This is a genomic window from Methylocystis sp. Se48, from assembly GCF_056269425.1.
In genome coordinates this window covers 3,311,529-3,338,467 of the sequence record NZ_CM149850.1, presented here as the reverse complement: position 1 = coordinate 3,338,467, position 26,939 = coordinate 3,311,529, and the positions used below count along the sequence as shown (strand labels likewise).

Genomic DNA, 26,939 nt, shown 5'->3' with positions numbered 1-26,939 from the left:
CTGACGCTAGCAGACAAGCTCAAGCAAAGTCCGAGCGTCTTTTCCATAAATTGACTTTTCGTTTTTCGTCTGGAGCGGCTATGCTAACATGAAATCGTTCAAGCGTAGCTAAAGAGTATCGTTCCAGTGAATTGTCCTGTTGCAAACGTCGATAAAACGCAAACTGTGTCCGCCTCGCTTTTCGATCTGTTTTTTGCGTCGAGCGCGGCGAACGCCGATCGGCCCGCTCTTTGGGTCGACGGGGGCCACGTCTCCTATGCGGAGCTTCGCCGGACGGCCGCTCGACTTGCCGGCGCGATTAATGCGGCGCGCGGCGCAGGGCTTGCGCGCGTCGAGACCCAGTGCGGGGTTCTGGCGAACAGGAGCCTGACGGCCTATGCGGGCGTCCTGGCGAGCCTCATGGCGGGCAGCGCCTATGCGCCGCTCAATCCCAAATTCCCGATCGAGCGGTTGAGAGCGATTTTATCGGCGTCGATGATCGACACGCTCATCGTGGATGCGCGTTCAGCCGAGGTTGTCCTGCCGCTCGTCGAGTGCTTCGATCGCCCACTCACGGTGTTGTCGCCGGATCTTCCTGCGCCGGTCGAGTGGATCGCGCGCGCGCCGCAACATCGCTTCGTCTCAGCCCGGGACATCGAAAACTCTGACCCGGCGGCTGCGCGCCCGGAGTCTTCTGCGAATGACGGCGCATATTTGCTGTTCACCTCGGGCAGCACCGGCGCGCCAAAAGGCGTGCTGGTCAGCCACGCGAATGCGCTGACCTATATCGAAAACGTCCGCGAGCGTTTCCAGCCGACGTCCACGGACAGATTCAGCCAGCTGTTCGACTTTTCTTTCGACCTGTCCGTGCACGACATGTTTCTCGCCTGGAGCGCCGGCGCATGCGTCTGCTGCATTCCCGAAGGCGCTCTCGTCGGCATCAGCGATTTCATTCGCAAGCAAGAACTCACATTTTGGCTTTCGGTGCCCTCGACGGCGGCTTTCATGCGGCAGATGCGGATGCTCAAGCCGGGTTGTTTCCCGTCGTTGCGATGGAGTCTTTTTTGCGGCGAGGCGCTGCCTGTCGCGCTGGCGCGCAGCTGGCAGGCCGCAGCCTCCAATTCGACCGTCGAGAATCTTTACGGTCCGACCGAAGCGACGATCGCCTTCACCGCCTATCGCCTGCCGAGCGATCCCTGTGCGGAGCTCGACAATCTGGAGACCGTTCCCATCGGAACGCCTCTGCCTGGCCAGAGGACGATGTTGATCGACGACTGCGGCTATCCGGTCAGGGAAGGGGAGGCCGGAGAATTGTGTCTCGGCGGCTCGCAGGTCGCGGGCGGCTATTGGCGAAACGCGGAACTGACGGCGGCGCGTTTCAAACCGCCTCACGGCGCGGATGAACCCGGGCTTGGGTGGTACCGAACCGGGGATCTGGCGGTCGACGCCGGGGAGCTGGGGCTTGTTTTCCGCGGACGCCTCGATCGACAGACGAAGATCCGCGGCCATCGCGTGGAGCTGCTCGAAGTCGAGAACGCGATGAGATCCGCGGCGGCGACGGATTCGGTCGCCGTCATCGCCTGGCCCGTTTCCGATGGCGGCCTCGCGCTGGGCCTCGTCGGCTTCGTTTCCGGATCCGGCCGAAGCCCGGCGGACATCATCGAAAAATGCCGCGAGCGGCTGCCGCTCTACATGGTTCCGGACGAGGTGCGCGAAATTTCCCGACTGCCCCTCAACGCCAACGGAAAGACCGACTATGGAGCGTTGAAAACGCTCCTCGAAAAGTAACTCTTTGAACCAGGCGAAAGCGCAATGTTACAGACCGAAACGAAGAGCAAGATGATCCTGGACGCGATCCTCGACATGCTTGGCCCTTTTGCAGCGCGATCCCCTTCCGGAAACGGCGCCGGAATCGATCTTTCGACCCGTCTTCTGGACGTCGGCCTGGTCAGTTCGAAGGATTTGCTGGACATTATTCTCGAGGTTGAAAACCGCTGCGGCGTTCTGTTCAACCCGGAGCGTATCGACGCCGAGAAGGGAATTACGCTCGGCAGTCTCGTCGATGCTTTCGACCCTTCGTAGCGACGGCGCGATCCGCGGAGACATAGGATTGCGAAACCGCGTTTCGATGAGCTATTTCCACCGGAGACGGCGTTGAGCATCACCTTTCTTGCGCTTGCGGACGCCGATCACGCGAAAGTGCGCGACCTCCTCGTCAAATTTTCCTGGAAGCGAGATTGGACGGAGGAGACAGCGAACGGATTTTTCTCCTGGCGCTATCTGGATCGGCCGCATGGGGATGCCCTGGTCGCCTTCGATGACGGGCGATGCGTCGGCATTCTGGACTCGTTCCTTCGCCCCTATCGGATCGGCCGCGCACAGGAGACGGTTCGCGAGACCTGCGACTGGTATTGCCTGCCCGAATACCGGTCGCTCGGCCTCGGGTTGCATCTGATGCGCCGGGTGATGCGCCGGCCGGAGCCGATCGTCGTTGTCGGCGGCACGAGCGATACGCAGGAATTGTTGCCCCGACTGAAATGGATGCGGCTTCCCGATGTCGAATATTTCTTCCTCGGCGTCTCGGCGAAGACGCTTGCCGAGCTGATTGCGCGCAGACGGTCATGGGCCGCTCTGCGTCTGGCGCGATTCGTTCCGGATATTCCGCTGACATGGAACATGCCGCGCTTCCCGGCCCCCTCCAGCGGCTGTGAGGTCAAGACGCATGTGCGCGGCGAGATCGCGAACATACCCGCCGCGGCGCCCTACGGCCTCGCGCCCGAGCTCGAGGCCGACTTTCTCGATTGGCTCATGCGGGCTCCTTCGATTTTGGGGAATTTTCATGTCCTGAATTTCTTTTGCGACGGCCGGCTCGTGGGCGTCTCCATCAGCAGATTGCACGAGACGCCGAACGGCGGGCTTTTGGCGAGAATTACGCATGTGCACGCAGCGCGCTTCGACGTCGTCGACTGGATCGTGAGCGCGACTGTCCATGCGCTTGTCGAGCGCGGCGCCGGGGCGATCTACAGCCGCACCTCTTGTCCGATGACCGCGCGCGCCATGTCAGCGCTCGGCTTCTGGCGCAGAAAACAGATCCCGGCCTTCTGGTGGGGAACGGACAAGCCGCCGCTTGCCGCGGGCGTGTTCAATCTGACCGAACTACAGGGGGACGATGGCTTTCTGTTCAATTGAGCGCGACGACGCACCCTTCTGCGTCTCCGCCGCCTCGCCCTTGCAGGCGGGCGGACGGAAGTTGCGCAAAATACGCGCGCCAGCGCTCGACGGACATTGGTTGTCCATCGCAACGCGCCTTGACGATGCGCACCGCGCCGCCGTCCCCGCACATGATGAGCGGGCCCTCTTCGGAAATCTCCAGGAGAGATCCCGCCTCGCCCGTCGACGCCCGGTCTTCGCGAAGGCCGCGCAACGCCTCGACGTCGCCGCCCGCCGCTCGGTCGAGCCGCGCGGTATAGGTGGGCGAGGCGAAGGGCTCATAGTTTCCGGCCCGGATGAAATCGACGACCGCCTGCGCGTGGTTGCGCCAATCGATGCGCCCGTCCATCGCGTCCCGGCTTCGGTAGAGCCTGCGCCTGGAGAGATCTTGCGGAATGTCGGCGAGCGTCTCGCCGCGAACGATCTGTCCGACGACGCGTGCGAACAGATCCGATCCAGCGGCCAGACATCGGCTAAACAGCGACAGTCCCGTATCCTCCGGTTTGATGGGGAAGCGCAGCTGGCCGACGATCGCGCCGGTGTCGACCCCCGCCTCCATCCGGTGAATCGTCACGCCGAATTCGGTTTCGCCGTTGCGAATGGCCCATTGATGGGTATGGAGGCCGGCGTATTCCGGCAAGAGGCCCGGATGAAGATTCAGGCTGCGTCCCTGAAAGCGGGCGAGCGCGTCGGCGGGAATGATTGTCGTGCTGTTCGCATTGATCAGCCATCCGCCCGGCTGCAGGGGCAACGTCTTTGCTTCCGTCAGAAAGCGGGCGACCTCCATGACAGGCAGGCCGTGAGCTTGTGCGAAAGGGGCGAGCGGATTCGTCGGCGGATCGACGAGCGCGACGCCGTCGACCGTCGCAGCCGGCGTCTTGACCATCGCGTCGAGAACGGCTCTGGCCGGCCGGCCTTCGCCGACGACGAAAAAAGAAACCACGTCCGACCTCGCCGTGCGAGCCCCCTCGATTTCACTAAAGACCATAACAGCGGGAGGCAATGAAAATGAACATGAGAAACGCTCTTTCCGACAAGGGTGTCCAGATCTTCTCCACTTGCCCCCAGTCCAAGGACGTCGGTCGCGATCATTATCTCGCGCGCGTCGTCGAGACGGCCCAATGGAGCGAGGAGTTCGGCTGCGCCGGCATGTTGATCTATACCGACAATGGTCTGGTCGATCCCTGGCTCGTGGCTCAGGTCGTCGTCGAGAACACCGACAGGCTCATGCCGCTCGTGGCCGTTCAGCCGATCTATATGCATCCCTACACGGTCGCGAAAATGATTTCGACGATCGCCTTCCTGCACAAACGGCGCATCGCCCTCAACATGCTTGCGGGCGGTTTCGTCACCGATCTGGCGGCGCTCGGCGACGTCACGCCGCATGACGATCGCTATGTGCGCACGACGGAATACACGCAGATCATTCGGAAGCTCCTCGAAGGCGTGGAGCCCGTGGACTTCTCCGGAAAATATTACGCGGTAACGAAGCTGAAGCTCACGCCGCCGCTGCCCCCGGAGCTCTTTCCCGAGATTCTCATTTCCGGTTCTTCCCCTGCGGGAGTCGCCGCAGCGAGGGCGATCGGCGCGACGGCGATCAAATACCCGCAGCCTGCCGAGATCGAGGCCGCCGAAGGCGCTCCTGTCGACAGCGAACTCGACAGCGGCTTGCGCGTTGGAATCGTTTCTCGGTCCAGCGACGAAGAGGCGTGGCGCGTCGCGCGGGAGAGATTCCCCGAGGATCGCCGGGGGCAGGTGACGCACCAGCTCGCGATGAAAGTGAGCGACTCGGTCTGGCACAAGCAGCTCTCGGCGCTCGGCGAACAGCCGGTGCAGGGGAACTCGATCTACTGGCTCGGCCCAATGCAGAACTACAAGACGTTCTGCCCCTATCTCGTCGGCGATTATTCCCGCGTCGCCGAGGAGTTCCGGCGCTATCTCGCCTTGGGCTTCCGGACGGTGATCCTCGACATCCCTCCCAGCCGCGACGAACTGAGTCACGTGTTCGAGGTCTTCGGCAGGGCGTTGGACCCGGCCGCGCCCCTCGTCAGGTAAGCGGGCCGGGAAGTTCGATCCGCGCACGGCCCGGACCCATGGTCCTTGCCGACGCGCCGCCACGCGCAGAGACGGCGCCGGCGGCGCGCCAATCACGGGGCGTCGCGCCCGCATCTCATGCGGCCTGACGTTCCCGCGGACCTCGACGCCGCGGAGGCCGCCGAACCCCTGCGAAACGGATCGTCGAAAGAAACGGCAAGTCGTTGATTGGGATGGCGAGAGAGACGGGGCTCGAACCCGCGACCTCCGGCGTGACAGGCCGGCGCTCTAACCAACTGAGCTACTCCCCCGCGCGGCGCGTTGTTCGCGCGAGGACTGCGGGATAGGGCAGTCGCTTTCCGAAGTCAAGCGCCTCGCGCGGCGCCCGCGCCCCTGCTTTCCTTTCGCGGCATGCTGGGCTAAGCCTCTTTCCACTGCGGCCCGCGGTTTTCCGGGCCGCGCAGCCCAGATTCCTCGCATGTCCGACCATTGCCCCACCGACGGCTCCGCGCCGAGCGACAGCGACATCCGCCGCCGTCGCATCAAAATTCGCTCCTGGCGGCGCGGCATGCGGGAGCTCGACATTCTGATGGGCGGCTTCGTCGACGCCCGGCTCGACGCGCTGAGCGAGTCGGACCTCGACGAGCTGGAGACCCTGCTCGACCTGCCGGACGCGGAGCTTTTGAGCTGGCTCTCCGGCGCGGTCGCGCCGCCGCCCGAGCGCGACACCGCCCTTTACCGGGCCATCGTCGCCTTCCACACGCACGACGGACCGATCCATTGAGCAAAGCTGCGCTGAAAACGGCGGGCGCGGCGGGCGCCCTCGAAACCGCGCGGGCGCGTCTGGAAAAGGGCGAGCGTGTGCTTTTCTCCCACGCCCCCGAGGGGTTCGACGCCTTTCTCTGCGCCGACCTCGCCCGGGCGCTGGCGCGCGAATCGGAAGGCCGGCCGGCCGTCTTCGTCCATGTCGCGCGCGACGCGGCCCGTTCGGCGACGTTCCGCGAGGCGCTGCGCTTCGCAAATCCCGAGGTCGAAGTCCTCGACATTCCCGCCTGGGACTGCCAGCCCTACGACCGCGTGTCCCCCCACGCCAATGTCGTCGCGCGCCGCATGACGGCGCTCTCGCGCCTCGCCCGCGCCAGTTCTTCCGCCGACCGGCCGCGGGTCGTCACGACCACCGCCGACTGTCTGCTCCAGCGCGTGCCGCCGAGAAAGATGGTCGCGGCCGAGAGCTTCTCCGCGGCGCCTGGCAATGTTGTGAAGCTCGACGAGCTGGCGCTCTGGCTCGAGGCGAACGGCTTCCTGCGCGCGAGCACGGTCCGCGAGACCGGCGAATACGCCCAGCGCGGCGGCCTCATCGACCTTTTTCCGCCGGGACTGCCGGCACCGATCCGCCTTGATTTCTTTGGCGACACGCTCGAATCGATCCGCAGTTTCGACCCCGAGACGCAGCGCGCGACGGGGCAACTGCGCGCGCTCGATCTCACGCCTATGAGCGAATTGCGGCTCACCTCCGACACGATGCGGCGGTTCCGGCAGAATTACGCGGCGCGCTTCGGCGGGCAGACGCGCGGCGACGCCCTTTACGAGGCGGTGAGCGAGGGCCGGCGCCATCATGGCATGGAGCACTGGTTGCCGCTCTTCTACGAGCGGATGGACACGCTCTTCGACTATCTCGGCGACGCGCCGCTGATGCTCGATTCGCTGATCGCGGACGCGGCGGATGAGCGTCTGAAGCAGATCGCCGACTATTACGACGCGCGCAAGGAGGCGCACGACCTCGACCCCGGCGCGTCGAACTACAAGCCGCTGGAGCCGCGCGCGCTTTATCTCACGCGCGAGGAATGGCGCGACGCAGTCGAGGCGCGCGCCGGCGCGCAATTCACGCCTTTCGCCGCCGACGAGTCCGGCGCCATAGATTGCGGCGCGCGGCCGGGCCGCGATTTCGCCCCCGAGCGCAACGAGCCGGAGGTGAACGTCTTCCAGGCGGCTGCGGATCATGTGCAGGCGCTGCGCGCCGCGGGCAAGACCGTCATCGTCGCTGGCTGGTCGGACGGCTCCTGCGAGCGTCTCGGCCATGTGTTGCAGGAGCACGGGCTCGACGATCTCGCGCTCGTCGGCGCCCTCCCGGCCGCGCTCGCCAGGGGGCGGGGCGGCGTCGCGCTCGCGGTTCTGGGCGTCGAGCGCGGCTTCGAGACCGACGCCTATGTCGTGCTCGGCGAGCAGGACATTCTCGGCGACCGTCTCGTGCGCCGCCGGCGCAAGCGCAAGGCGACGGAAAATCTTCTCGGCGAGGTCGCCGCGCTCATGGCGGGCGATCTCGTCGTGCATGTCGACCACGGCATCGGCCGCTTCGTCGGGCTCGAAACCATCACCGCCGCGGGCGCGCCGCACGACTGTCTCGAACTGCATTACGCGGGCGGGGACAAGCTGTATCTGCCGGTCGAGAACATCGAGCTTCTGACACGCTACGGCGGCGAGGATACGGAAGCGCAGCTCGACAGACTGGGCGGCGCGGGCTGGCAGACGCGCAAGGCGCGGATGAAGAACCGCATCCGCGAAATGGCGAAGGGCCTCATCGCCATCGCCGCGCAGCGGCAGTTGCGGCAGGCGCCCAAGCTCGTTCCGCCGGAAGGGCTCTACGACGAATTTTGCGCGCGCTTTCCCTATGACGAGACGGAAGACCAGCTCGCCGCGATCGAGGCCGTGCTGGACGATCTCGCCTCGGGCCGGCCGATGGACCGGCTGGTGTGTGGCGACGTCGGCTTCGGCAAGACGGAGGTCGCTTTGCGCGCCGCTTTCACAGCGGCGATCAACGGCAAGCAGGTCGCCGTCGTCGCGCCGACGACGCTGCTCGCGCGTCAGCATTACAAAACCTTTAGCGAGCGCTTCGCGGGCCTGCCGGTGAAGATCGGGCGGCTGTCGCGCATGGTCGGCGCGGCGGAGGTTCGCGAGACGAAGAAGGAGCTCGGCGAAGGCAAAGTCGACATTCTCGTCGGCACGCACGCCCTTCTCGGCAAGGGCGTAAGCTTCAAGGATCTCGGCCTGGTCATCATCGACGAGGAGCAGCATTTCGGCGTCGGCCACAAGGAGCGCCTGAAAGAGCTGCGCGCGGAAGTGCATGTGCTGACGCTTTCCGCGACGCCCATTCCGCGCACGCTGCAACTCGCCATGACGGGCGTGCGCGAACTCTCGCTCATCACCACGCCGCCGGTGGATCGCCTCGCCGTGCGCAGCTTCATCTCGCCCTTCGATCCCCTGATCGTTCGCGAGGCGCTGTTGCGCGAGCGTTATCGCGGCGGGCAGGCTTTTTTCGTGTGCCCGCGCATCGACGATCTCGAAGAGGCCGCCGCCTTCCTGCGCGAGAATCTGCCCGAGGCGAAGTTTGTCGTTGCGCACGGGCAAATGCCGGCCAGCGAACTCGAAGAGAAAATGTCGGCCTTTTACGACGGAAAGTACGACATCCTGCTCTCGACGACGATCGTCGAATCGGGGCTCGACATTCCCTCCGCCAATACGCTCATCGTCTGGCGCGCGGACATGTTCGGCCTCGCGCAGCTTTACCAGTTGCGCGGTCGCGTCGGCCGTTCGAAGACGCGCGCCTATGCGCTCTTCACCACCCCCGCAAACCGCGCGATCACGCCGCAGGCGCAAAAGCGTCTCGAAGTGCTGCAATCGCTCGATACGCTCGGCGCGGGCTTCCAGCTCGCGAGCCACGATCTCGACATTCGCGGCGCGGGCAATCTGCTCGGCGAGGAGCAGTCGGGACACATCAAGGAAGTCGGTTACGAACTCTATCAGCAGATGCTCTCCGACGCGATCACGCTGCTGAAAGCGGGCGTCGAGGAGCCGCAGGAAGAGGCCTGGTCGCCGACCATCGCCATCGGCGCGCCGGTCACGATCCCGGAAGATTACATCCCCGATCTTACGCTGCGTCTGCAGCTCTATCGCCGTCTTTCGACGCTCGAGACCGATCAGGACATCGAGGCCTTCGCCGCCGAGATGATCGACCGCTTCGGCCCGATTCCGCCCGAAGTGGAGCAACTGTTCGAGATCGTCGCGATCAAGGCCATGTGCCGCCGCGCGCATGTCGAAAAGGTCGACGCGGGGCCGAAAGGAATCATCATATCCTTCCGCGACAATCATTTCGCGGATCCCGCCGGGCTCGTGCGCTATGTCGCGGAACAGGGCGCCTCGGCGAAGGTGCGCCCAGACATGCGCATCGTCTTCATTCGCGAATTCGACACCATGAAGCAGCGTCTCGCCGGCGCACGCCGTATTCTGCGCGCCCTGGTCGGAATCGCGGAGAAAAACAAGGCCGCCTGATTGCTGCGGCGCGACGATGTGTCGGCTCGCTTGAGAGTTTGATCTGTGACAAAGTTACGGACCTTCGCGCGATCGGCGCGCAGGTTCGCGAGTGTCGCGGGCGCATCGCCGCACGGCGCTCGTCTCGACGCCACGGCGGACAGAGAGCAATTTTTCGGGGGAGGTTCTCATGACGACGCAGAACAGATTTTTGCGCGGCAAAGCTTTCACGGCGAGCGCGGTCGCCTTGCTGCTCGCCGCCGGCCTCGCCTCGGCCCGCGCCGAAGAGCATGCAGAGATGGACCACAGCAAAATGGACCACTCGATGCACGGCGGAGCGGCGCCCGCGCCCACGCAATGGGCCGACCCAGGCAAGGCGCAGACCGCCGCGCCGGCGGCCGAGGCCGCCAAACCGGACGCCGCTCCCGCCGCGGCCGCGACGCCGGCCGATGAACATGCGGGCCATCACGGCGGCGGCATGATGGGCGGCATGGGGGGAATGGGCGGAATGAAGGGCATGGACCATGGCGGCGGCGGCATGGGCGGCATGATGGGCGGCATGAGCCACGGCGGCGGTTCGGGCGGCGGAATGAACCATGGCGGCGGCGGGATGAGCGGCATGTCGGGCGGCGGCATGGGGGGGATGTCTCATGGCGGCGGTGGAGGCATGGCCGGCATGATGCAGACCATGATGTGCGGCTTCACCGAACATCTTGAAGGACGCCTCGCCTATCTGAAGGCGGAACTGAAGCTCACCGATCAGCAGATCTCAGCATGGAACAATTTCGCCGACGCCTGGCGCGCCGCGGCGCAAAAGGCGCAGGCCAAATGCGCGCCGGCCGAGGAGCGCGCGGACCCGGCAAAGCCCGCCGTTCTGAAGAAGCTCGAGAAAATGGAGAACCACATGGCGGATCATCTCGAGATCGTACGCGCGCAGAAGGCGGCCATCGAGCCGCTCTTCACTGCGCTTTCCGACGAGCAGAAGAAGATCGCCAGCGAAACCATGACCTCCATCATGAAAGTCGGCGGGTCCATGATGGGCGGCGGCGGCGGCATGATGGGCGGCATGGGCGGTATGATGGGCGGCATGAGCCACGGCGGCGGCATGGGCGGCATGCAGCACTGATTTTTCGGCTGCGAAATGACAGGGGCCTCGCGCGTTTTGCGCGAGGCCCTTTTATTTGCTGACCTGCCGCCAATCCCGTTTCGCGGGCGGCGGCTCGGTTCACTCCACCAGAAACTCGCGCATCATGCCCATGTCCTCATGTTCGAGGTTGTGGCAGTGATACATGAAGCGGCCCTTGAAGTCGCCGAAGGGCTTGGCGATGCGGATGCGCTCGCCCGGCGCGACGAGCACCGTATCCTTGAGACCGCTGTCGACGAGCCCTTCGCGAATGGTCGCATAGGCCTCTTCGTCGCCGCCTTCATAGACGCGGCTCAGCACTTCGAAGGGTTGCCCGTGCAGGTGAATGGGATGGGCCATGTTCATCATGCCCATCATGCCCCCGCCCATCATGCCCCCGCCCATCATGCGGCCGCGCATCCCCATGCCGCCGCGCATTCCCATGCCGCCGCGCATTCCCATGCCGCCGCGCATGCCGCCATGGTCGTGGAAGATTTCGAAGAGTTGCACCGTGTCGACGGGGATGCGCTCGATCGGCAGCACGTTGTCGTGCTCGTAGCCGCGGCCATTGAGCATCATCGACATGTGCCCCATCGAAATCGCGATCGGGCGCGGATCGTCGTTGTTGGCGATGTCTTCTGGCCGGTAGCGCCGGATCGTCGCGAGTTTCTCAGGTAGCCTTACGGTCTCCGTCGCGTCGCGCGCCACATTGACCGTGAACAGCGGATAGTCGTCCCCGACGATCAGACCGCCGCCGCCCATGCGCTGCGCCATCGGCGGCACGAGACCGTCGAATTCGCCGCTGCGCATGACGAGCTTCGAGCCGACTTTCCGCCCGCTGAAATCGACGAAGAGATCGACGCGCTCCGCCGGCGCCAGCATCGCATAGGGGCGCGCTTCCGGCTTCTCCAGCAGGCCGCCGTCGACGCCGATGACCGTCAGCGGCGTCCCGTCGTCCCATTGCAGCTTGTAGATGCGCGCGTTGGAGCCGTTGAGGATGCGCAGGCGATAGGCGCGGCTCGCGACGTCGAGGCGGTAATCGGGACGTCCGTTGACGAGAATGCGTTCGCCGTAGAAGCCGAACATGTCGCGGTGCATGCCGCCCCAATAAGCGAGCTGATTGGCGTCGTCGAACGTGCGGTCCTGAATGACGAGCGGAATCTCGTATTCGCCCGACGGCAGGCCGAGCGCGCGCTCTTCCTCGTCTTCTATGACGATGCCGCCCGCGAGCCCGTGATAGACCTGCGTCGCCGTCGCCTCGTGGGTGTGCGGATGGTAGAAATTCATGCTCGCGCGATTGCGGATCTCGAACTCGTAGACATAGGTCTCGCCGGGCTCGATCGCGGCCGAGGGATGGCCGTCCATCGCCATGGGGACATGCAGCCCGTGCCAGTGGGCGATCGTCCGCTCCGGCAAATCGTTGCGCAGGCGGATGCGGACCTTCTGGCCCTTCGTGAAGCGCAGAAGCGGCCCGAGATAGGAGTCGGGCAGCGCGGTCAGCGCATTGGCCGGACCCTTCAGGAGATTGCCGACGTAACGCCAGACCTGCGTCGGCCGCCCGTCGAGAATCCGAACCGCCTCGCGCTTGCAGACCAATTCGATGTCCACGTCCGCGGCGAAGTCTTCGCTCGCCTTGCGGGGGGCGACGCGGGACATGGATTGGCCCTGGACGAAAGACGGCGTCGCCAGCGCCGCCGCCGTGAGCAGGAATCCGCGCCGCGTGAGCCCGAGCCTTTTGCGCATATGTCCGTCCCTTCGCAAAGCACGGCCGCGCCGCGCCTGTTTAATTAGCTAATCATCATATAAGCCCGGCGGGGGCCGAAATGGCTGCGGCATAAAGCGCCATTCCCGCAATGGTCGAAAAAAAGGCGGGAAAGTTTGCGAAGCGGGCGTCGCCTGTGGCAAAACTCTTCTAATTTCTTTCCTGTGCTTGGCGGGCAGGGTGCGCCATTGCGGCGACGGGTTTCTCCATCGAGATGAACGAGACGGTCAGACAGAAGCCGCGGGGCGCAGCGCTCGCCGCTGTCGCCATGGAGCGGCTGTTCGAGCCGCGCCGCGGCGGAGGCATGTCGCCGCGTCCCCGGTTCCTGGCCTTTCTGCTCCTCTGTCTCTTCCTTCATCTCGCCGTTCTGGCCTTCCTGCTGTGGGAGGACCGGCGATCGGCGCTCGTTCCGCCGGCCGTCGAGGAGATTCCGGTCGAGGTGATCACCGAGCCGCCTCCGCCGCCGGAAGAGAAGAAAGAGGAGCCGCCGCCGCCGGAGCCGCCGCCCGAGCAGAAACAGCAGGAGCAGCAGAAGCCGCCGCCGCCTCCGCCGCCGCCGATCGAGGAGAAACCCGCCTTTGACGCGCCCAAGGCCGTGAGCAAGGAGAAGAGCGAGCAGAATGCGCCGGAGGAGGCGAAAGAGGCCAAGACCAAGCGCAACGAGCCCGAGAAAGTCGCGCCCAAGGATGAGAAGCCGCAAGGGCTGAAGGACGCCGAAGACGACGCCGACGGCGACAAGTCGCCCGAGCCCGCGCCGCAGAAGGAGGTTGAGGACAAGCCCGACGCCGAAATCATCGAGCGCGCGGAGAAGGTTCCGACGCCGATCGACAAGCCCGAGACGAAGGATGCGAAGCCCGCCAAGAAGGGCGACGCCATGTCCATCGCCGATCAGGTGGCGGCGCTCGCGCCCTTGCCCGATTTCAAGCTGGCGGCGCCGCCCAAGACGTCGCCGGTCGGCGGCGGCCAGGCGAAGACGACCTATCTGAGCATCCTTTACGGCCTCATCATGCCGCATATGCGGATTCCGCCGCGCGTGCGCGATCTGCAAATGCCGTCGAAGGGCGTCGTGGCCTTCTACATCGACGAAATGGGCAATCTCACCCATCAGGCGGTTTATCGGACGAGCGGGTTGCCGGACCTCGACGCCGCCGCGCTTGCCGCCGTGCGCGCCGCGGCGCCCTTCCCGCCGCCGCCGCGCGGCCTGCCGCATTCCATGCTGTTCACCTACGCGACGAAGTAGCGGAACGCCAGCGCGAGAGACAACGTCAGGCGAGCGCGATCGCCGAGACGAGCCGCCCGTAATCGGGCTCCCCCCGATGCACGCTGCGCCGGTAGCTGAAGCAGCGCGATTCGTCGGCGTAGGTGTCGAGGCCGAGGGCCTCGTAGGAGGCGACGTCGATCCGCTCGACGCGGGCGGCGATGAAGCCCTGCAGGTCGAACATGGAATGGCCCGCCCGCGGGGAGGGCGAAAAGAAGCGCGCATAGTCGGCGTCTTCGGCGATGAAGCGGGCCGAGAACTCCGGCCCCACTTCGTAGCTCGCCGATCCAATCGCCGGGCCGAGCGCCACGTGGATGTCGGCGCGGCGCGCGCCTTGCGCCTCCATGGCGGCGACGGTCGCCTCGATCATCCCGGTGAGCGCGCCCTTCCAGCCCGCATGGCAGGCGCCGACGACGCCGGCTCGCGCGTCGGCGAAGAGCAGCATGCCGCAGTCGGCGCCGGTGACGCCGAGCGCGAGCGACGCCTCGCGCGTCACGAGCCCGTCGCAGCGGGGCCTTTCCTCCGACGTCCAGGGCGCGGCGACCGTCAGGGCGTCCGCCGAATGGATCTGGAACGGCACGAGCAGGCGCTCCGCAGGCACGCCGACCCGCGCGGCCATGCGCGCGCGATTTTCGGCGACCCGCTCCGGCGCGTCCCTTGAGCCGACCCCGCCGTTGAGCGAGCCGTAGACCCCGTCGGATACGCCGCCCTGCCGGGTGAAAAAGGCGTGGCGCACGCCGGGCAGATGGAGGTTGCGCGCGGTGAGGGCGGGGGGGATGGTCATGAGTCGATCCTGATGAAGCGCCGCGTCCTTTCCCCGCGAGCGGGGAGCGGACGAGGCGTCACACGATGAACCCCGGCATGTCGGGCATGTCCGGATGCGTCACCGCCATTACCTTGAACAATGCGCCCATATGGCGGCGGGGATCCTCAGTTCCGGTGAGGCGGTCGAAAGCGTCGACGATGTCCTGCGCCTGTTCCGGCGTCGCCCGCTTCATGAGCGCTTGCGCGCGACGCTCTATGCCGAGCTGAAGCAGGAAATGCGCCTGCGTCACCGGCCCCATCACTTTCGCCCCCCGCGCCGTGGCCGCGCGGGCGAGGGCCGCGAAATCGACGTGGGCTGTCAGATCCGCCTCGCCCGGCTCCGCCAGCGGATCGACATAGGCGTGCCGCGCGACGGCCTGGAGACTGTCGCCGAGCGAGGTCTCCAGATAGCCGTAGTCGATGACGAGAATCGCGCCGCCCTCGCGCGCGAGCCGCGCCGCGATCTCCCCCATCAGCCGTTGCGCGATGGCGCTCACCTCGATGATCGAGCCCTCGCGGGCGGGGGCGGCGAGCGACGTCTCCGCCTGATCGGAGAGGCCGAAGACGAGGTCGCCGGCGGCGTCGAGCCCCACGAGGCGCTCGCGCCAGCCTGTCATCGTTTTCACGTAATGGCGAACGGGCAGCGCGTCGAAAAATTCATTGGCGAGGATAAAGGCGGGGCCGGGCGGCGTCTGATCGACGTCCGCGCTCCAGCTCACCTCCATGCCGGCGTTCGCGAGCGTCTGCTTCTGCGCGGCGCGCAGGGTCTCGCTCGTTTCGACGAGATGCACGGTGACGGCGTCCAGAAAGCCCGGCGCGATGCGCGCGACGCGCAGCACGTCCGACATCAGCGTGCCGCGGCCCGGCCCGAGCTCGATGAGCCGCGCGGGCGTGGGCGAACCGCTCATCCGCCAGGCCTCGGTCGCCCAGACGCCGACGAGCTCGCCGAACATCTGGCTGATCTCCGGCGCGGTGATGAAGTCGCCGCCCGCGCCGAAAGGATCGCGCGTCATGTAATAGCCGTAACGCGGATGGCTGAGGCACAGGCTCATGTAGCGTTCGAGAGTCATCGGCCCGTCATGGGCGATTGTCGCGGCGATTTCCTGTTTCAGCGGGTTCATGCGAGCGCGCTCCGGCGGCGCAGCGAGACCGTCGCCACGATCGCGCCGATGACGACGAGGGGCAGGGACAGGACCATGCCCATGGTGAAGCCGTGGGGAAGCGCCTCCTGCACGGGGTCGGGTTCACGGAAGAATTCGCAAAAGATGCGGGCGAGTCCATAGCCGATCCCGAACAGGCCGGTGACGAGCCCGGGCCGCTTCAGCGCGCCGCTCTTCGCGGCGAACCACAGCACGACGAACAGCGCAACGCCCTCGAGGCCCGCTTCATACAGCTGGCTCGGATGGCGCGGCGCGTCGCCCGCCGGCGGAAAGACCATGGCCCAGGGAACGTCGGTCGGGCGCCCCCACATCTCCGGCTTGATGAAATTGGCGAGCCTGCCGAAAAAGAGGCCCACGGGCGTCACCGCCGCGCAGAGATCCGTGACCGTCAGAAACGACGTTTTGTGGCTGCGGGCGAAGAGCGCCATCCCGACGAGCGCGCCGAGGAGGCCGCCGTGAAAGGCCATCCCGCCCTTCCATGTCTGAAAAATCTCCAGCGGATGGGCGAGGTAGAAGGAGGGATCGTAGATCAGCACATGGCCGAGCCGTCCGCCGATGATGACTCCGAGCGCGGCGTTGACGAGAAGGTCGTCGATTCCTTCGACCGTGGGCCTCGGCTGATCCGGACCCCAGAGCCCGCGCTCGCCGGCAAGCCGGCGCATCCCGATCCAGGCGAAGACGAACCCACCGATATAGGCGAGCGCATACCAGCGGATCGGCAAGGGCCCGACGTTGATCGCGACCGGGTCGATGGTCGGGAAAGGAAGGACGAAGAAAGGCATCAGAAAGTCCGGACGGGCGCGCGACTCACCGACTGCGCCGCGTCAATCTTTTAACGGCGGCGCGGGGGGATGTCATGTCCCCCGTCGTCGGGGGCGAAGCGCGCCATTGTCGCGTCGACGTTCCGGGCCGCTCCGGCGCGCTTCGCGGCGGTCACGCCGCCAGCGGCTTGGGCATGAAGCGCCCATAGAAAGTCTCGCCCGTCGCCGCCATGTCGCGCAGAAGCTGCGGCGGCTCGAAGCGCGGGCCGTATTTGGCGACGAGACTGTCGCAGAGCGCGACGAAAGCCTTCGTCCCCATGCCGTCGATATAGCTCAGCGTGCCGCCGGTGAACGGCGCGAAGCCGAAGCCGAGGATCGAGCCGACGTCGGCCTCGCGCGGATCGGTCACGACGCCCTCAGCGATGGTGCGCGCCGCCTCGACGGCCTGCGTGACGAGGAAGCGCTGCTTCAATTCATTCACGTCGAGCGCATCGGGATCGAGCTTCGCTTCGGCGAGCGCGGAGAGGCCAAGCCACAGGCTTTTCTTGCCGTCGGGATGATAGTCGTAGAAGCCCTTGCCGTTTTTTCGGCCGAAGCGCCCCTGCTCCTCCACCATGTAGCGCAGCACGCGCTCCTGGCGCGGATCTATTGCCGCGGGGCCGAGATCCTTCTTCGTCGCCTGAAGGATTTTCCAGCCAAGATCGAGCGCCACTTCGTCGTTGAGCGAGAGCGGGCCCACCGGCATGCCGGCCATTTTGGCGACATTCTCGATCATCGCCGCCGGCACGCCCTCGGTCAGCATGATCTGCCCTTCGCGCACGAAGTTCAGCACGCAGCGATTGGCGTAGAAGCCGCGCGTATCGTTCACGACGATGGGCGTCTTCTTGATGATGCGGATGAAGTCGAGCGCCGTCGCCAGCGCGCGGTCATTGGTCTTCTCGCCCATGATGACTTCGACGAGCAGCATCTTCTCGACGGGCGAGAAGAAATGGATGCCGATGAAGTTTTCTGGGATTTGCGCCGTCTCGGCGAGCGAGGTGATCGGCAGCGTCGAGGTGTTGGAGGCGAAGATGACGTCGCCGCCGACCACGTCCTGTGCGCGCTTCGTCGCTTCCGCCTTCGCCGCGCGGTCTTCGAACACGGCTTCGAGCACAAGGTCGCAGCCCGCGAGCGCCGCATAATCGGGCGTGGCGTTGACGCGCGCCAGCAGCGCGTCCTTGTCCGCCTGGGTCGCGCGTCCCTTGGCGACGGAGCCGGAGATGAGCTTGTCGATCGTCGCTCTTCCCTTGTCGGCGCTTTCCTGATCGCGGTCGATCAGAACGACCTCGAGCCCGTTCAGCGCCGACACATAGCCGACGCCCGCGCCCATGAAGCCGGCCCCGAGAATGCCGATCCTCTTCAAGTTTGTCGGAGGAACATCGGCCGGGCGATGCGCGCCCTTCTCTAGCTCGTTCTTCGAGAGGAAGAGCGAGCGGATCATGGCCGCGGCTTCCTTCGAGCGCAGTATATGCGCAAACCAGCGCGACTCGACGGTCAGGGCCTGATCCATCGGCAATTGCAGCCCTTCATAAACCGAATGCAAAATCGCGCGGGCGGCCGGATAATTGTTGTAGGTCTCGCGGCGCAGAATGGCGTTGGCCGCCGGCCAGATCATCATGCCGGTCGGCGAGAACACCTTCCCGGACGGGTTCTTGAAGTCCTTCGCGTCCCACGGCGCCTGCGCCTTGCCGCCATTGACGATAAAGGCGCGAGCGCGATCGACGATCTCGGCCTTCGGCGCGATCTCGTGCACGAGCTTGGCGCCGAGCGCCGCTTTTGGTTTCACCTGATCGCCGCGGAACAGGAACTGAAGCGCGTCGCCCGTCTGCATGATGCGCGCGACGCGCTGCGTGCCGCCGGCGCCGGGGAAGAGGCCGACCTTGATCTCCGGCAGGCCGACCTTGGTCTTGTCGTCGTCGGCCATCACGCGATAATGGCAGGCGAGGGCGAGTTCGAAGGCGCCGCCGAGGCAGACGCCGTTAATCGCGACGGCGAAGGGCTTTCCGCAGGTCTCCAGCTTGCGATAAAGCAAAGAGAGCTTGCGCGAATTCTCGAAGAAGAGCCTGTTCGCCGCTTCCTCGCCCTGCTCCTTGAGCGCCTTGGCGTATTGCGCGGCGCCCTGTTGCAGCATGGTCAGGTCCGCCCCGCCCGAGAAGGCGTTCTTGCCGGAGGCGATGACACAGCCCTTGACGTTCGGGTCGGCGACGACCGTGTCGATCGCCTGCTCCAGTTCGGTCATCACCTCCGGCGTGATGACGTTCATCGAACGGCCGGGCATGTCCCAGGTGAGGAGCGCAACGCCGTCGGCGCCGGTCTCGTAGCGGAAATTGGCGAAGTTCATTGTTTCGCTCCCGAATTGTTGGTTTCCCCCCCCCCTGTCCCTCCCCCGCTTTGCGGGAGAGGGGACGCTCGCGATCAACAGTCTCGATGAAAGCGGCGCTCTGCTCCCTCTCCCGCGTCAGCGGGGGAGGGGTGGGGAGGGGGCCTGAATCACACCCGCTCGATGATCGTCGCGGTGCCCATGCCGGCGCCGATGCAGAGCGTCACGAGCGCGGTCGATTTGCCGCTGCGCTCCAATTCGTCCAGCGCGGTGCCGACGAGCATCGCGCCGGTCGCGCCAAGAGGATGCCCCATGGCGATGGCGCCGCCGTTGACGTTCACTTTCGCGGGATCGAGATCGAACGCCTGCAAATAGCGCAGCACGACGGCGGCGAAAGCCTCGTTCACCTCGAAGAGGTCGATGTCCGACAGCGCCATGCCCGCGCGCGCGAGCAGCTTGTTCGTGACGTCCACCGGGCCGGTGAGCATGATGGCGGGCTCCGAGCCGATATTGGCGAAGGCGCGCACACGGGCGCGCGGCTTCAGCCCCAGCTTCTCGCCGGCTTCCTTCGAGCCGACGAGCACGGCGGCCGCCCCGTCGACGATGCCCGACGAATTGCCGGCGTGATGCACGTAATTCAGCTTCTCAATGGCGGGGTAGGCCTGGATCGCCACGGCGTCGAAGCCGCCCTGCTCCGCATAGAAGGCGAAGGAGGGCTTGAGGCTCGCCAGCGACTGCATGTCCGTGCCGGGCCGCATATGTTCGTCGCGGTCGAGGATGGTTATGCCGTTCACGTCCTTCACGGGAACGACCGACTTCTTGAAGCGGCCTTCGTCCCAGGCCCTCGCGGCGCGCCTTTGCGACTCGACAGCGTAGGCGTCGACGTCGTCGCGCGAGAAGCCGTATTTCGTCGCGATGAGATCGGCCGAGACGCCCTGCGGCATGAAATAGGAGGGGACGGCGATGGTCGGATCGACCGGCCAGGCGCCGCCCGAGGCGCCGATGCCGACCCGGCTCATGCTTTCGACGCCGCCGCCGATCGCGAGCTCGTGCTGTCCCGACATGATCTCCGCGGCCGCGAAATTAACCGAGTCGAGCCCCGACGCGCAGAATCGGTTGATTTGCACGCCGGGAACCTTGTGCGAATAGCCCGACGCAATCGCCGCCGCGCGCGCAATGTCGCCGCCCGCTTCGCCAACCGGGTCGACGCAGCCGAGAATGACGTCGTCAACCTCGGGGCCTTCGAGATGGTTGCGCGTCTTGATCGCCGTCAGCGCGGCGACCGCGAGGCCGAGCGAGGAGACCTCATGCAGCGAACCGTCCGGCTTGCCGCGGCCGCGCGGCGTCCGGACGGCGTCGTAAATAAAGGCTTCGGGCATGACGTTTCCTCTTTCTCATTCTTTTTGCGGCGGCCTCAAAACATCTCAGGCGCAAGCGACATCATCGTGTCGGCGCCGCTCGTGATGCGGGCGAGGCGCAGCGCGGTCTCGGGCAGCATTCGCTCCATGTAGAAGCGCGCCGTCGCGAGCTTGGCGTCCATTAGCGGCGCCGATTCGGGTTCGCGCGCCTTCTTCGCCAACGCCGCGGCGACGATCCGCACCCACATCAGGGCGAGCGCCACGCGGCCGAGGAGATGCATGTAGTCATAGGAGGCGGCGCCGGCGTTGTCGGGCTTCGCCATGGCGTTCTGCATCAGCCACATCGACGCCTTTTGCAGATCGTCCAGCGCCGCTTGCGCAGGAAGCGTATAGGGTTTCATGGCTTCGTTGACGGCGAAGCCTCCCAGAAGTTCGGCGGCGTCCTTGAAATAGGCCATGATGGCGCGGCCGCCGTCGCGCGGCAGCTTGCGGCCCACGAGGTCGAGCGCCTGAATGCCGTTGGCGCCTTCGTAGATCATGGCGATGCGCGCGTCGCGCACGAACTGCTCCATGCCCCATTCGCGAATGTAGCCATGGCCGCCGAAGACCTGCTGCGCCTTCACCGCATTTTCAAAACCGATGTCGGTGAACATGCCCTTCAGCACGGGCGTCATCAGGCCAAGGCGATCCGCCGCCGCCTGTCGCGCGGCCGGATCGTCCGAGCGGTGGGCCACATCGCTGTCTAGAGCGGCGGCGAGGGCGAGGCCGCGCGCGGCCTCGTTGAAGGCCTTGATTTCGAGCAGCATGCGGCGCACGTCCGGATGCACGATGATCGGATCGGCTTTCTTGTCCGGATGTTTCGGCCCGCTCAGCGCGCGGCCCTGAAGGCGCTCCTTCGCATAGGCGAGAGCGTTCTGATAGGCGACTTCCGACTGCGACAGCCCCTGCACGGCGACGCCGAGCCGCGCCTCGTTCATCATCACGAACATGGCGGCGAGGCCGCGATTTTCCTCGCCGATCAGAAAGCCTCGCGCGCCGTCGTAATTCATCACGCAGGTGGCGTTGCCGTGAATGCCCATCTTCTCTTCGATCGAGCCGCAGGAGACGCGGTTGCGTTCGCCGAGCGATCCGTCCGGATTGACGAGGAATTTAGGCGCGATGAAGAGCGAAATGCCCTTCACGCCCGCCGGCGCGCCCTCGATGCGCGCGAGGACGAGATGGATGATGTTCTCGGCGAGATCGTGCTCGCCGGCGGAGATGAAAATCTTCTGCCCGGAGATCGAATAGCTGCCGTCGCCGCGCGGGACGGCCCTGGCGGTGAGAAGCCCGAGGTCCGTGCCGCATTGCGGCTCGGTGAGGTTCATCGTGCCGGTCCAGCGGCCCTCCGCCATCTTCGGAACATAGAGCCTCTTCTGCTCCTCCGAGCCATGGGTCAGCAGCGCGGCGAGCGCGCCCTGCGTCAGCCCCGGATACATGGCGAAGGCCATGTTCGCCGACGAGGCGAATTCGTTCATCGGCATGGAGAGCGTATAGGGCAGGCCCTGACCGCCATATTCCTCCGGAACGGGGAGGCTGATCCAGCCGCCGGCGGCGTAGGCCGCGTAGGCCGCCCGGAATCCCGCCGGCGCCGTCACGCTCCCGTCGGGATTGCGCTTGCAGCCGTTCGCGTCGCCGGACTGGTTGAGCGGCGCGAGAATCTCCTCGCAGAGCCTGCCCGCCTCGGAGAGCGCCTGCGCCATCACCTCGGGGGTGACGTCGGCGAAACCCTTGAGATTGGCGAATCTCTGGAATTGCAGGACGTCGTTGAGAAGGAAAAGCGTGTCGTCGACAGGCGCTCTGTAGCTCGGCATCGAGTGCTCCTTGCATGTCGGCCGCCGACCATGTTTCGCTGGCCGGGGAGACGTCCTTCGAATGTTAGGTAGAGAGCGCGCGCGACCCGCGCAATAGTCCGTGAACGCGGCTCAAGGCGGCTTGATGGGGGCGGTCGGCAATGTTTTCTGTTCCGGGACGCCCGAATCGCGGGCGGGTGACAGGGTTCGCAAAGAATCGTGAATGGAAATAGGTTTCTAAAGGATGCCCTTAACGGCTTATTTACCTTGATTGACGGAAAGTCCATGGCGACGGCGCCGAGGCGTCGAGAGTATCCCGCGATTCGCGCGGCCCTGAGTCGGTTCCCTTCGTTCTCTCTCGAGCACTCCGCAGGCCGGACTCGCCGGACACACCCATGACCAAGGCTTTTTCCCGCAAATTCCGTGGTCTCGATTACGATGCGCGCGAGAGCGCCCGCGCCGAGGCGCGTCGATCGGGAAAAGGCCTCGGCGACTGGCTCGACGACGCCATTCGCGACAAGGCGGAGGACGATCTCGACGAGGCGTTCGACCGCGACGAGGCGAACGACGACGGCGACCGGCTCGACGCCGTCGCCCGCCGTCTCGCCCGCTCGCGGGGAGACGCCGACGACGCCCGCCGCCCGCGCGACGATCACGAGCAGCCGCGTCGCTGGCGCGACGAGGCGCAGGAGCGTCGCGACGCGGAAGAGCGCCGCGAGGCGTCCCGCCGCCAGCGCCGCGACGAGATCGACGCCGCCGACCGCGAACCGCGCGGACGCCGGGGCCGCGAAAAGCGCGAGCCGACATTCGGCGGACGCCCCGGGCGCGACTCCGGCGACGAGCCGCGGCTCGATCCGCAGGCGATCGTCGCGGACGCCGCCGCCATCGTGGAGCGCCGCGTCGCCGAAAGCGAGCGCCACACGGCGCGCGCCTTCGAAAATCTCGCGGATCTGATCAAGCGCGGCCAGCGCGGCGCCGAGGGCCAGGCCGTCAAGCGCGCCGTCGCAGCCTTGGCGCAGCGCGCGGCGGAAAGCGAGCGCCAGACGGCCCGCGCGCTCAACAATATCGCCGGCCTGATCGAGAACGGCCAGCGCGGCCGCGAGACGGCCGAGGAAGGGCTCGCCTATCTCGCGGAGCGGCTCGGCCGTATCGAGAGCCGCCTCAGCGAACAGCCAGCCGCCAGCGCCAGCGTGCGGCCGATCCGCTCCGCGCTCGCGCGTCTTGAATCGCGTCTCGACCGTCTTTCCAGCGAGGACCGCACGGCCGACTTCGAACATGCGCTGAGCGGCCTCGACCAACGCCTCGCCGAGATCGCCCGCCGCCTCGACGACGACGCGCGCGACCGCGCGACGAAAGCGGCGGCGCCCGCCGCACCGGCCGTCCCGCCGCCGGCCCCGGCCGTCGCCGCGGCGAATCTGAACGGCGCCAGCGCCGCCGCCCTGGAGCAGGGTCTGCGCCGCGCCGACCCGGCCCCGCGCCGGCCGCTCGTCGACGCCATCGCCGACATCACCCAGCGTCAGCGCGCGCTGGACGAACCCATTGCGCCGCCGCCCGCGCCCGATCCGTGGGAGGGCGAGCCGCCCGCGAAGCGTTTCGCCGCCCTCAACGCCTCGCTCGACGCGCTCTCGCATCAACTCGACGATATCCGGCAGGACGCCGGCGAGCGGGCCGACCAGCAGATGGTCGTGATGCGTCAGGTCGAGGGGCTGCGCCGCGAGGTCGAGGACATGTCGCGCGCCATCGGCGATCTCGCGCCGCGCGCCTCCGTCGCCGCCGTCGAAACGGCGCTGCGCGATCTTGCGCACCGCGTCGACATGCAGCGCCATCGCGGCGTCGCCGACGACCTGCTCGCGCCGGCCGAGCGCATCGCGGGCGAATTGCGCGCCGTGATCAAGGAGCTCGATCCGAGCCCCATCGTGCGCAATCTCCACGCCGACGTGCAGACCATCGGCCGAAGGCTCGACGCGCTGCAGCAGCCGGCCGGGGCCGACGCCGCCGCGATCGAGGCGCTCGCCGCGCAGACGCGCGAAATCAAGGAACAGCTCGGCGCTCTTGCCGCGCGTCCGCTGCCGCTCGAAAAGATCGAGACGCGGCTCTTCGACCTCACCCAGCGCGTCGATGCGCTCGCGCATACGGGGCCCGGAGCCGCCAAGGCGGCCGCCGCGCTCGACATGGGTGAACTCGTCCGCTCCATTCGCGCGATCGTCTCGGCCGAGACGAGCAGCGGCTTCGAAACCTTCAACCGCCGGCTGGAGCAATTGGCGAGCAAGTTCGACGACGCAGTCGCCCGCGCGGGCGCCAGGCGGTTCGACGAACTCGGCGAGCGCATCGACGCCCTCGGCAAGACGCTCTCGCAACGCATCGACAAGAGCGCCCAAAAGTCCGTCGACACCGCGCCGCTCGAGCAGCTCATCGCGAAGCTCGCCAAGAAGATCGACGCGGCGCTCGACGCCAAGCCCCATGCGCCGGGCTTCGAGGAGATCGGCCGCAAGATCGAGCGGCTTGAGACGCGCCTCGCCGATCCGGCTCCGGGATTCGAAGAAATCGGCCGCAAGATCGAACAGCTCGAAACGCGCATCGTCGATCCCTTGCCCGCGGAGTCGATCGCGCGCATCGAGGCGATGCTCGCGCGGCCGGTCGCCGACGAGCGCTTCGCGGAACTTGCCCATCGCATCGACCTCGTCCACCGCACGCTGGCGCAACGGCTGGAGCAGGGCGCCGCCTCCGATCAGTCCGCCGACGTGGGCTATATCGAGGAACTCGTGCGCGGACTCGATCACAAGATCGAGAGCGCGCTCGCCGCCGGCGCGAAGGGCCCCGATCTCGCGGCGATCGAGAACCAGCTCGCGCAGATCGCCTACAAGGTCGAACGCCTCGAGGATCCGAGCGCCAATCCGAAACTCGGCGCCTTCCTCGCGCGGCCGCTGAATAACCCGCAGCTCGACGAAATTTCCCAGCGTCTCGAGCGGATGCAGTCGGCGCTTGTGCAGCGCGTCGAGGAAGGCGCGCGCGTCGAGGCGCGGCAGAACGACCTCGCCGCGCTCGTCGAGCAGCTCGCCGCGCGCATGAACAATGCGCTCGATCCGCGCGACGACGCGGGCGCGTTGAAGGCGCTCGAAAGCCAGATCAGCGCGCTCTCGCAGCGCCTCGACCGAAACGACCACAGCGCCGCCGCGCTCGCGGGCATAGAGTCGCGGATCGGCGCGCTCGTCGCCCAGATGGAGGACGCCAAGGCTGCGACGACCCAGGCGGCCGAGGAGGCCGTGCGCCGCGCGACGCAGGACATTCTGCGGCAGGCGAGCCCGGGCCCCGGCGCGCTGCGCGAGGCGTTGGAGCGCGAGCTCGCCGACATCCGCAAGATTCAGGACGAGAGCGGCCAGCGCACCCATGAAACGCTGCTCGCGGTGCACGAAACGCTGGAGCGCGTGGTCGACCGCCTCGCCATGTTCGAGGACGAGCTGAGCGAAATCCGCAACGCGCCGGAGCGCGCGGCCCCGGCCGCCGCCTTCGCGCCCGCCGGCAATCCCGCCCCGGCGCGCCGTCCCGACGCCGCCGCGCGCGTTCCCGAGCCGGCCGTGGAGCCGCGCCGTTCGCGCGTCGAGACGAGCGGCGACGAGGATTTGATGGATTTCCTTGTTCCCCCCGGCGCCCCGAAGCCCGCGCGGCGCGAGCCCGACTTCTCCGCGCCGGCGCGCGCCGACGCGGAGGATCGCGGCGGTCGGAGCGGCTCGGTGCAAACGGATTTCATCGCCGCCGCGCGCCGCGCCGCGCAGCAGGCCGCGGTGGACGCGGAAGCCGCCGCCAGGGCGCAGCAGACTCGTCGCGGCGCAGCCCGCGCTGAATCCGTCGAGGAAGATCGCGCGCGCGCCGCCGGCAAGGCGTCGGCGATCGGCGCCGCCATTCAGGAGCGCAAGCGTCCGCTGCTGCTCGGCCTCGGCGCGCTGGTTCTTCTGATCGGCGCCTATCAGATCGCGCGCGTCGGCATCCAGGGCGTCGACGGGCCGGGCGCGCATCAGGAGCATCAGCAGGCCGAGGCCGCGCCGGCGGAGGCCGAGGCGGCCCCGCCCGCGCCCGCCGTCGCGCCGAAGGAGGCGCCGCCCGCGCCCGCGCCAGAAAAGCCCGCGCCGCCGCCGCCGCGCATGATTGCGCCGCCCCATGTGGACAATGTTCCGTCAGACAAGCCGGCAGGCGGCGCCGCGAGCCTGGCCGCCCCCGTGGATTCGACGCCCGTCGGCGCCATCGGCCAACCCAATCCGCTCGCCGCGCCAGACTCGATCGCCGTCATCAAGACATTGGCGCAGCAGGGCGAGCCCGCCGCCCAATATGAGCTCGGCGTGCGCTACGCCGACGGCCGGGGCGTCGCCCGCGACGCCAAGACCGCCGCGCAATGGTTCGAAAAGGCCGCGGCGCAGGGCCTCGCTCCCGCCCAGTACCGGCTGGGATCGCTCTACGAGAAGGGCGTCGGCGTCGATCGCGACTATACGCGCGCCCGCAAGTGGTATCTATCGGCGGCCGAGGCCGGCAACGCCCGCGCGATGCACAATCTGGCCGTGCTGCTCGCCGAGGGCGGCGACGGCGGCAAACCGGACTACGCCGCGGCGTCGGAATGGTTCCGCAAGGCGGCCGAGTTCGGCGTACGCGACAGCCAGTACAATCTGGCGATCCTCTGCGCTCGCGGTCTCGGCGTCAGCCAGAGCCTGACCCAGTCCTATCTCTGGTTTTCGGCCGCGGCGGATCAGGGCGACGCGGACGCCGCCAAGAAGCGCGACGAGGTCGGCGCGCGGCTGGACTCGAAGGATCTTGCCGCGGCCAAGGCGCTGGCGGCCGGTTTCCATGCTAAGGAGCCGATCCGCGAAGCCAACGACGTGCTGCCGCCAAAGGGCGGCTGGGAGGCCGTTAAGGACGCGGGCGCCGCCGCGCGCCCCGCGACGAGGCCCGGCGCCAAGGCCAAGGTGTCGTCCATCTGAGAAAACGCGCGGCGAGGGTTCCGAGTTTTC

At 66.9% G+C, this 26,939-nt stretch carries 17 protein-coding genes and 1 tRNA gene; 9 read left to right on the top strand and 9 right to left on the bottom strand.

Going from position 1 to position 26,939, the window contains the following annotated elements; all coding sequences use genetic code 11:
• Window positions 1-165: 165 nt before the first annotated feature.
• The 3 genes from ACV959_RS16140 to ACV959_RS16130 all read left to right on the top strand — a co-directional run bounded on the left by ACV959_RS16140 (window position 166) and on the right by ACV959_RS16130 (window position 3,168).
• Window positions 166-1,767: an amino acid adenylation domain-containing protein gene (locus tag ACV959_RS16140; protein WP_475737579.1), complete on the top strand. Its 1,602-nt coding sequence runs from the start codon at window positions 166-168 to the stop codon at window positions 1,765-1,767.
• Window positions 1,768-1,791: 24 nt separating this feature from the next.
• A complete protein-coding gene (locus ACV959_RS16135; protein WP_475737578.1) occupies window positions 1,792-2,061 on the top strand; it encodes a hypothetical protein in 270 nt (89 codons plus the stop codon).
• 72 nt (window positions 2,062-2,133) lie between these two features.
• Window positions 2,134-3,168, top strand: a complete 1,035-nt coding sequence (locus ACV959_RS16130; protein ID WP_475737577.1) for a GNAT family N-acetyltransferase — start codon at window positions 2,134-2,136, stop codon at window positions 3,166-3,168.
• Here ACV959_RS16130 and ACV959_RS16125 read toward each other — a convergent pair.
• A complete protein-coding gene (locus tag ACV959_RS16125; RefSeq protein WP_475737576.1) occupies window positions 3,161-4,132 on the bottom strand; it encodes a methionyl-tRNA formyltransferase in 972 nt (323 codons plus the stop codon). The genes ACV959_RS16130 and ACV959_RS16125 overlap by 8 nt on opposite strands.
• 65 nt (window positions 4,133-4,197) lie before the next feature.
• Between ACV959_RS16125 and ACV959_RS16120 the strand changes: the two genes are divergently transcribed.
• Window positions 4,198-5,244, top strand: coding sequence for an LLM class flavin-dependent oxidoreductase (locus tag ACV959_RS16120; RefSeq protein ID WP_475737575.1), 1,047 nt, complete (start codon window positions 4,198-4,200; stop codon window positions 5,242-5,244).
• 213 nt (window positions 5,245-5,457) lie between these two features.
• Here the strand turns inward: ACV959_RS16120 and ACV959_RS16115 are convergent.
• Window positions 5,458-5,534, bottom strand: a tRNA-Asp gene (locus tag ACV959_RS16115).
• Window positions 5,535-5,701: 167 nt separating this feature from the next.
• Here ACV959_RS16115 and ACV959_RS16110 point away from each other — a divergent pair.
• The 3 genes from ACV959_RS16110 to ACV959_RS16100 all read left to right on the top strand — a co-directional run bounded on the left by ACV959_RS16110 (window position 5,702) and on the right by ACV959_RS16100 (window position 10,654).
• Window positions 5,702-6,007, top strand: a complete 306-nt coding sequence (locus ACV959_RS16110; protein WP_475737574.1) for an FAD assembly factor SdhE — start codon at window positions 5,702-5,704, stop codon at window positions 6,005-6,007.
• Entirely contained in the window at window positions 6,004-9,549 is a 3,546-nt protein-coding gene (mfd, locus tag ACV959_RS16105) for a transcription-repair coupling factor (protein ID WP_475737573.1), read from the top strand. Before ACV959_RS16110 ends, mfd begins: the two co-directional genes overlap by 4 nt.
• Window positions 9,550-9,718: 169 nt before the next feature.
• Window positions 9,719-10,654 (top strand): Spy/CpxP family protein refolding chaperone, encoded by a 936-nt coding sequence (locus ACV959_RS16100; RefSeq protein ID WP_475737572.1) that lies wholly within the window; start codon window positions 9,719-9,721, stop codon window positions 10,652-10,654.
• 99 nt (window positions 10,655-10,753) lie between these two features.
• On the opposite strand, the gene ACV959_RS16095 is transcribed toward ACV959_RS16100, so the two are convergent.
• The gene (locus ACV959_RS16095; RefSeq protein WP_475737571.1) at window positions 10,754-12,394 is read right to left on the bottom strand and encodes a multicopper oxidase family protein; all 1,641 of its coding nucleotides are present in this window, start codon (window positions 12,392-12,394) and stop codon (window positions 10,754-10,756) included.
• A gap of 233 nt (window positions 12,395-12,627) precedes the next feature.
• Here ACV959_RS16095 and ACV959_RS16090 point away from each other — a divergent pair, with 233 nt between their 5' ends.
• Complete coding sequence (locus tag ACV959_RS16090) at window positions 12,628-13,653, top strand: TonB family protein (RefSeq protein ID WP_475737570.1); 1,026 nt, start codon at window positions 12,628-12,630, stop codon at window positions 13,651-13,653.
• A gap of 25 nt (window positions 13,654-13,678) precedes the next feature.
• On the opposite strand, the gene ACV959_RS16085 is transcribed toward ACV959_RS16090, so the two are convergent.
• The 6 genes from ACV959_RS16085 to ACV959_RS16060 all read right to left on the bottom strand — a co-directional run bounded on the left by ACV959_RS16085 (window position 13,679) and on the right by ACV959_RS16060 (window position 21,963).
• Window positions 13,679-14,455 carry a purine nucleoside phosphorylase YfiH/LACC1 family protein gene (locus ACV959_RS16085; RefSeq protein ID WP_475737569.1) on the bottom strand — a complete coding sequence of 259 codons (777 nt, stop codon included), beginning with the start codon at window positions 14,453-14,455 and terminating at the stop codon, window positions 13,679-13,681.
• Window positions 14,456-14,513: 58 nt separating this feature from the next.
• On the bottom strand, window positions 14,514-15,596 hold the full coding sequence (locus tag ACV959_RS16080) for a class I SAM-dependent methyltransferase (protein ID WP_475737568.1): 1,083 nt from the start codon (window positions 15,594-15,596) through the stop codon (window positions 14,514-14,516).
• Entirely contained in the window at window positions 15,593-16,417 is an 825-nt protein-coding gene (gene lgt / locus ACV959_RS16075; RefSeq protein ID WP_475737567.1) for a prolipoprotein diacylglyceryl transferase, read from the bottom strand. Before lgt ends, ACV959_RS16080 begins: the two co-directional genes overlap by 4 nt.
• 151 nt (window positions 16,418-16,568) lie before the next feature.
• Window positions 16,569-18,776, bottom strand: coding sequence for a 3-hydroxyacyl-CoA dehydrogenase NAD-binding domain-containing protein (locus ACV959_RS16070; protein ID WP_475737566.1), 2,208 nt, complete (start codon window positions 18,774-18,776; stop codon window positions 16,569-16,571).
• Window positions 18,777-18,925: 149 nt separating this feature from the next.
• The gene (locus ACV959_RS16065) at window positions 18,926-20,134 is read right to left on the bottom strand and encodes an acetyl-CoA C-acetyltransferase (protein WP_475737565.1); all 1,209 of its coding nucleotides are present in this window, start codon (window positions 20,132-20,134) and stop codon (window positions 18,926-18,928) included.
• A 35-nt stretch (window positions 20,135-20,169) separates the two neighbouring features.
• Window positions 20,170-21,963, bottom strand: a complete 1,794-nt coding sequence (locus ACV959_RS16060; RefSeq protein WP_475737564.1) for an acyl-CoA dehydrogenase C-terminal domain-containing protein — start codon at window positions 21,961-21,963, stop codon at window positions 20,170-20,172.
• A 374-nt stretch (window positions 21,964-22,337) separates the two neighbouring features.
• Here ACV959_RS16060 and ACV959_RS16055 point away from each other — a divergent pair, with 374 nt between their 5' ends.
• Window positions 22,338-26,909 carry an SEL1-like repeat protein gene (locus ACV959_RS16055; RefSeq protein WP_475737563.1) on the top strand — a complete coding sequence of 1,524 codons (4,572 nt, stop codon included), beginning with the start codon at window positions 22,338-22,340 and terminating at the stop codon, window positions 26,907-26,909.
• The last annotated feature ends 30 nt before the right edge of the window (window positions 26,910-26,939 follow it).

Coding starts and splice junctions, on each gene's coding strand:
- ACV959_RS16135 (WP_475737578.1), top strand. CDS start 1,792: ATGTTACAGACCGAAACGAAGAGCAAGATGATCCTGGACGCGATCCTC.
- ACV959_RS16120 (WP_475737575.1), top strand. CDS start 4,198: ATGAACATGAGAAACGCTCTTTCCGACAAGGGTGTCCAGATCTTCTCC.
- ACV959_RS16110 (WP_475737574.1), top strand. CDS start 5,702: ATGTCCGACCATTGCCCCACCGACGGCTCCGCGCCGAGCGACAGCGAC.
- ACV959_RS16100 (WP_475737572.1), top strand. CDS start 9,719: ATGACGACGCAGAACAGATTTTTGCGCGGCAAAGCTTTCACGGCGAGC.
- ACV959_RS16095 (WP_475737571.1), bottom strand. CDS start 12,394: ATGCGCAAAAGGCTCGGGCTCACGCGGCGCGGATTCCTGCTCACGGCG.
- ACV959_RS16090 (WP_475737570.1), top strand. CDS start 12,628: ATGAACGAGACGGTCAGACAGAAGCCGCGGGGCGCAGCGCTCGCCGCT.
- ACV959_RS16085 (WP_475737569.1), bottom strand. CDS start 14,455: ATGACCATCCCCCCCGCCCTCACCGCGCGCAACCTCCATCTGCCCGGC.
- ACV959_RS16080 (WP_475737568.1), bottom strand. CDS start 15,596: ATGAACCCGCTGAAACAGGAAATCGCCGCGACAATCGCCCATGACGGG.
- lgt (WP_475737567.1), bottom strand. CDS start 16,417: ATGCCTTTCTTCGTCCTTCCTTTCCCGACCATCGACCCGGTCGCGATC.
- ACV959_RS16070 (WP_475737566.1), bottom strand. CDS start 18,776: ATGAACTTCGCCAATTTCCGCTACGAGACCGGCGCCGACGGCGTTGCG.
- ACV959_RS16065 (WP_475737565.1), bottom strand. CDS start 20,134: ATGCCCGAAGCCTTTATTTACGACGCCGTCCGGACGCCGCGCGGCCGC.
- ACV959_RS16060 (WP_475737564.1), bottom strand. CDS start 21,963: ATGCCGAGCTACAGAGCGCCTGTCGACGACACGCTTTTCCTTCTCAAC.
- ACV959_RS16055 (WP_475737563.1), top strand. CDS start 22,338: ATGACCAAGGCTTTTTCCCGCAAATTCCGTGGTCTCGATTACGATGCG.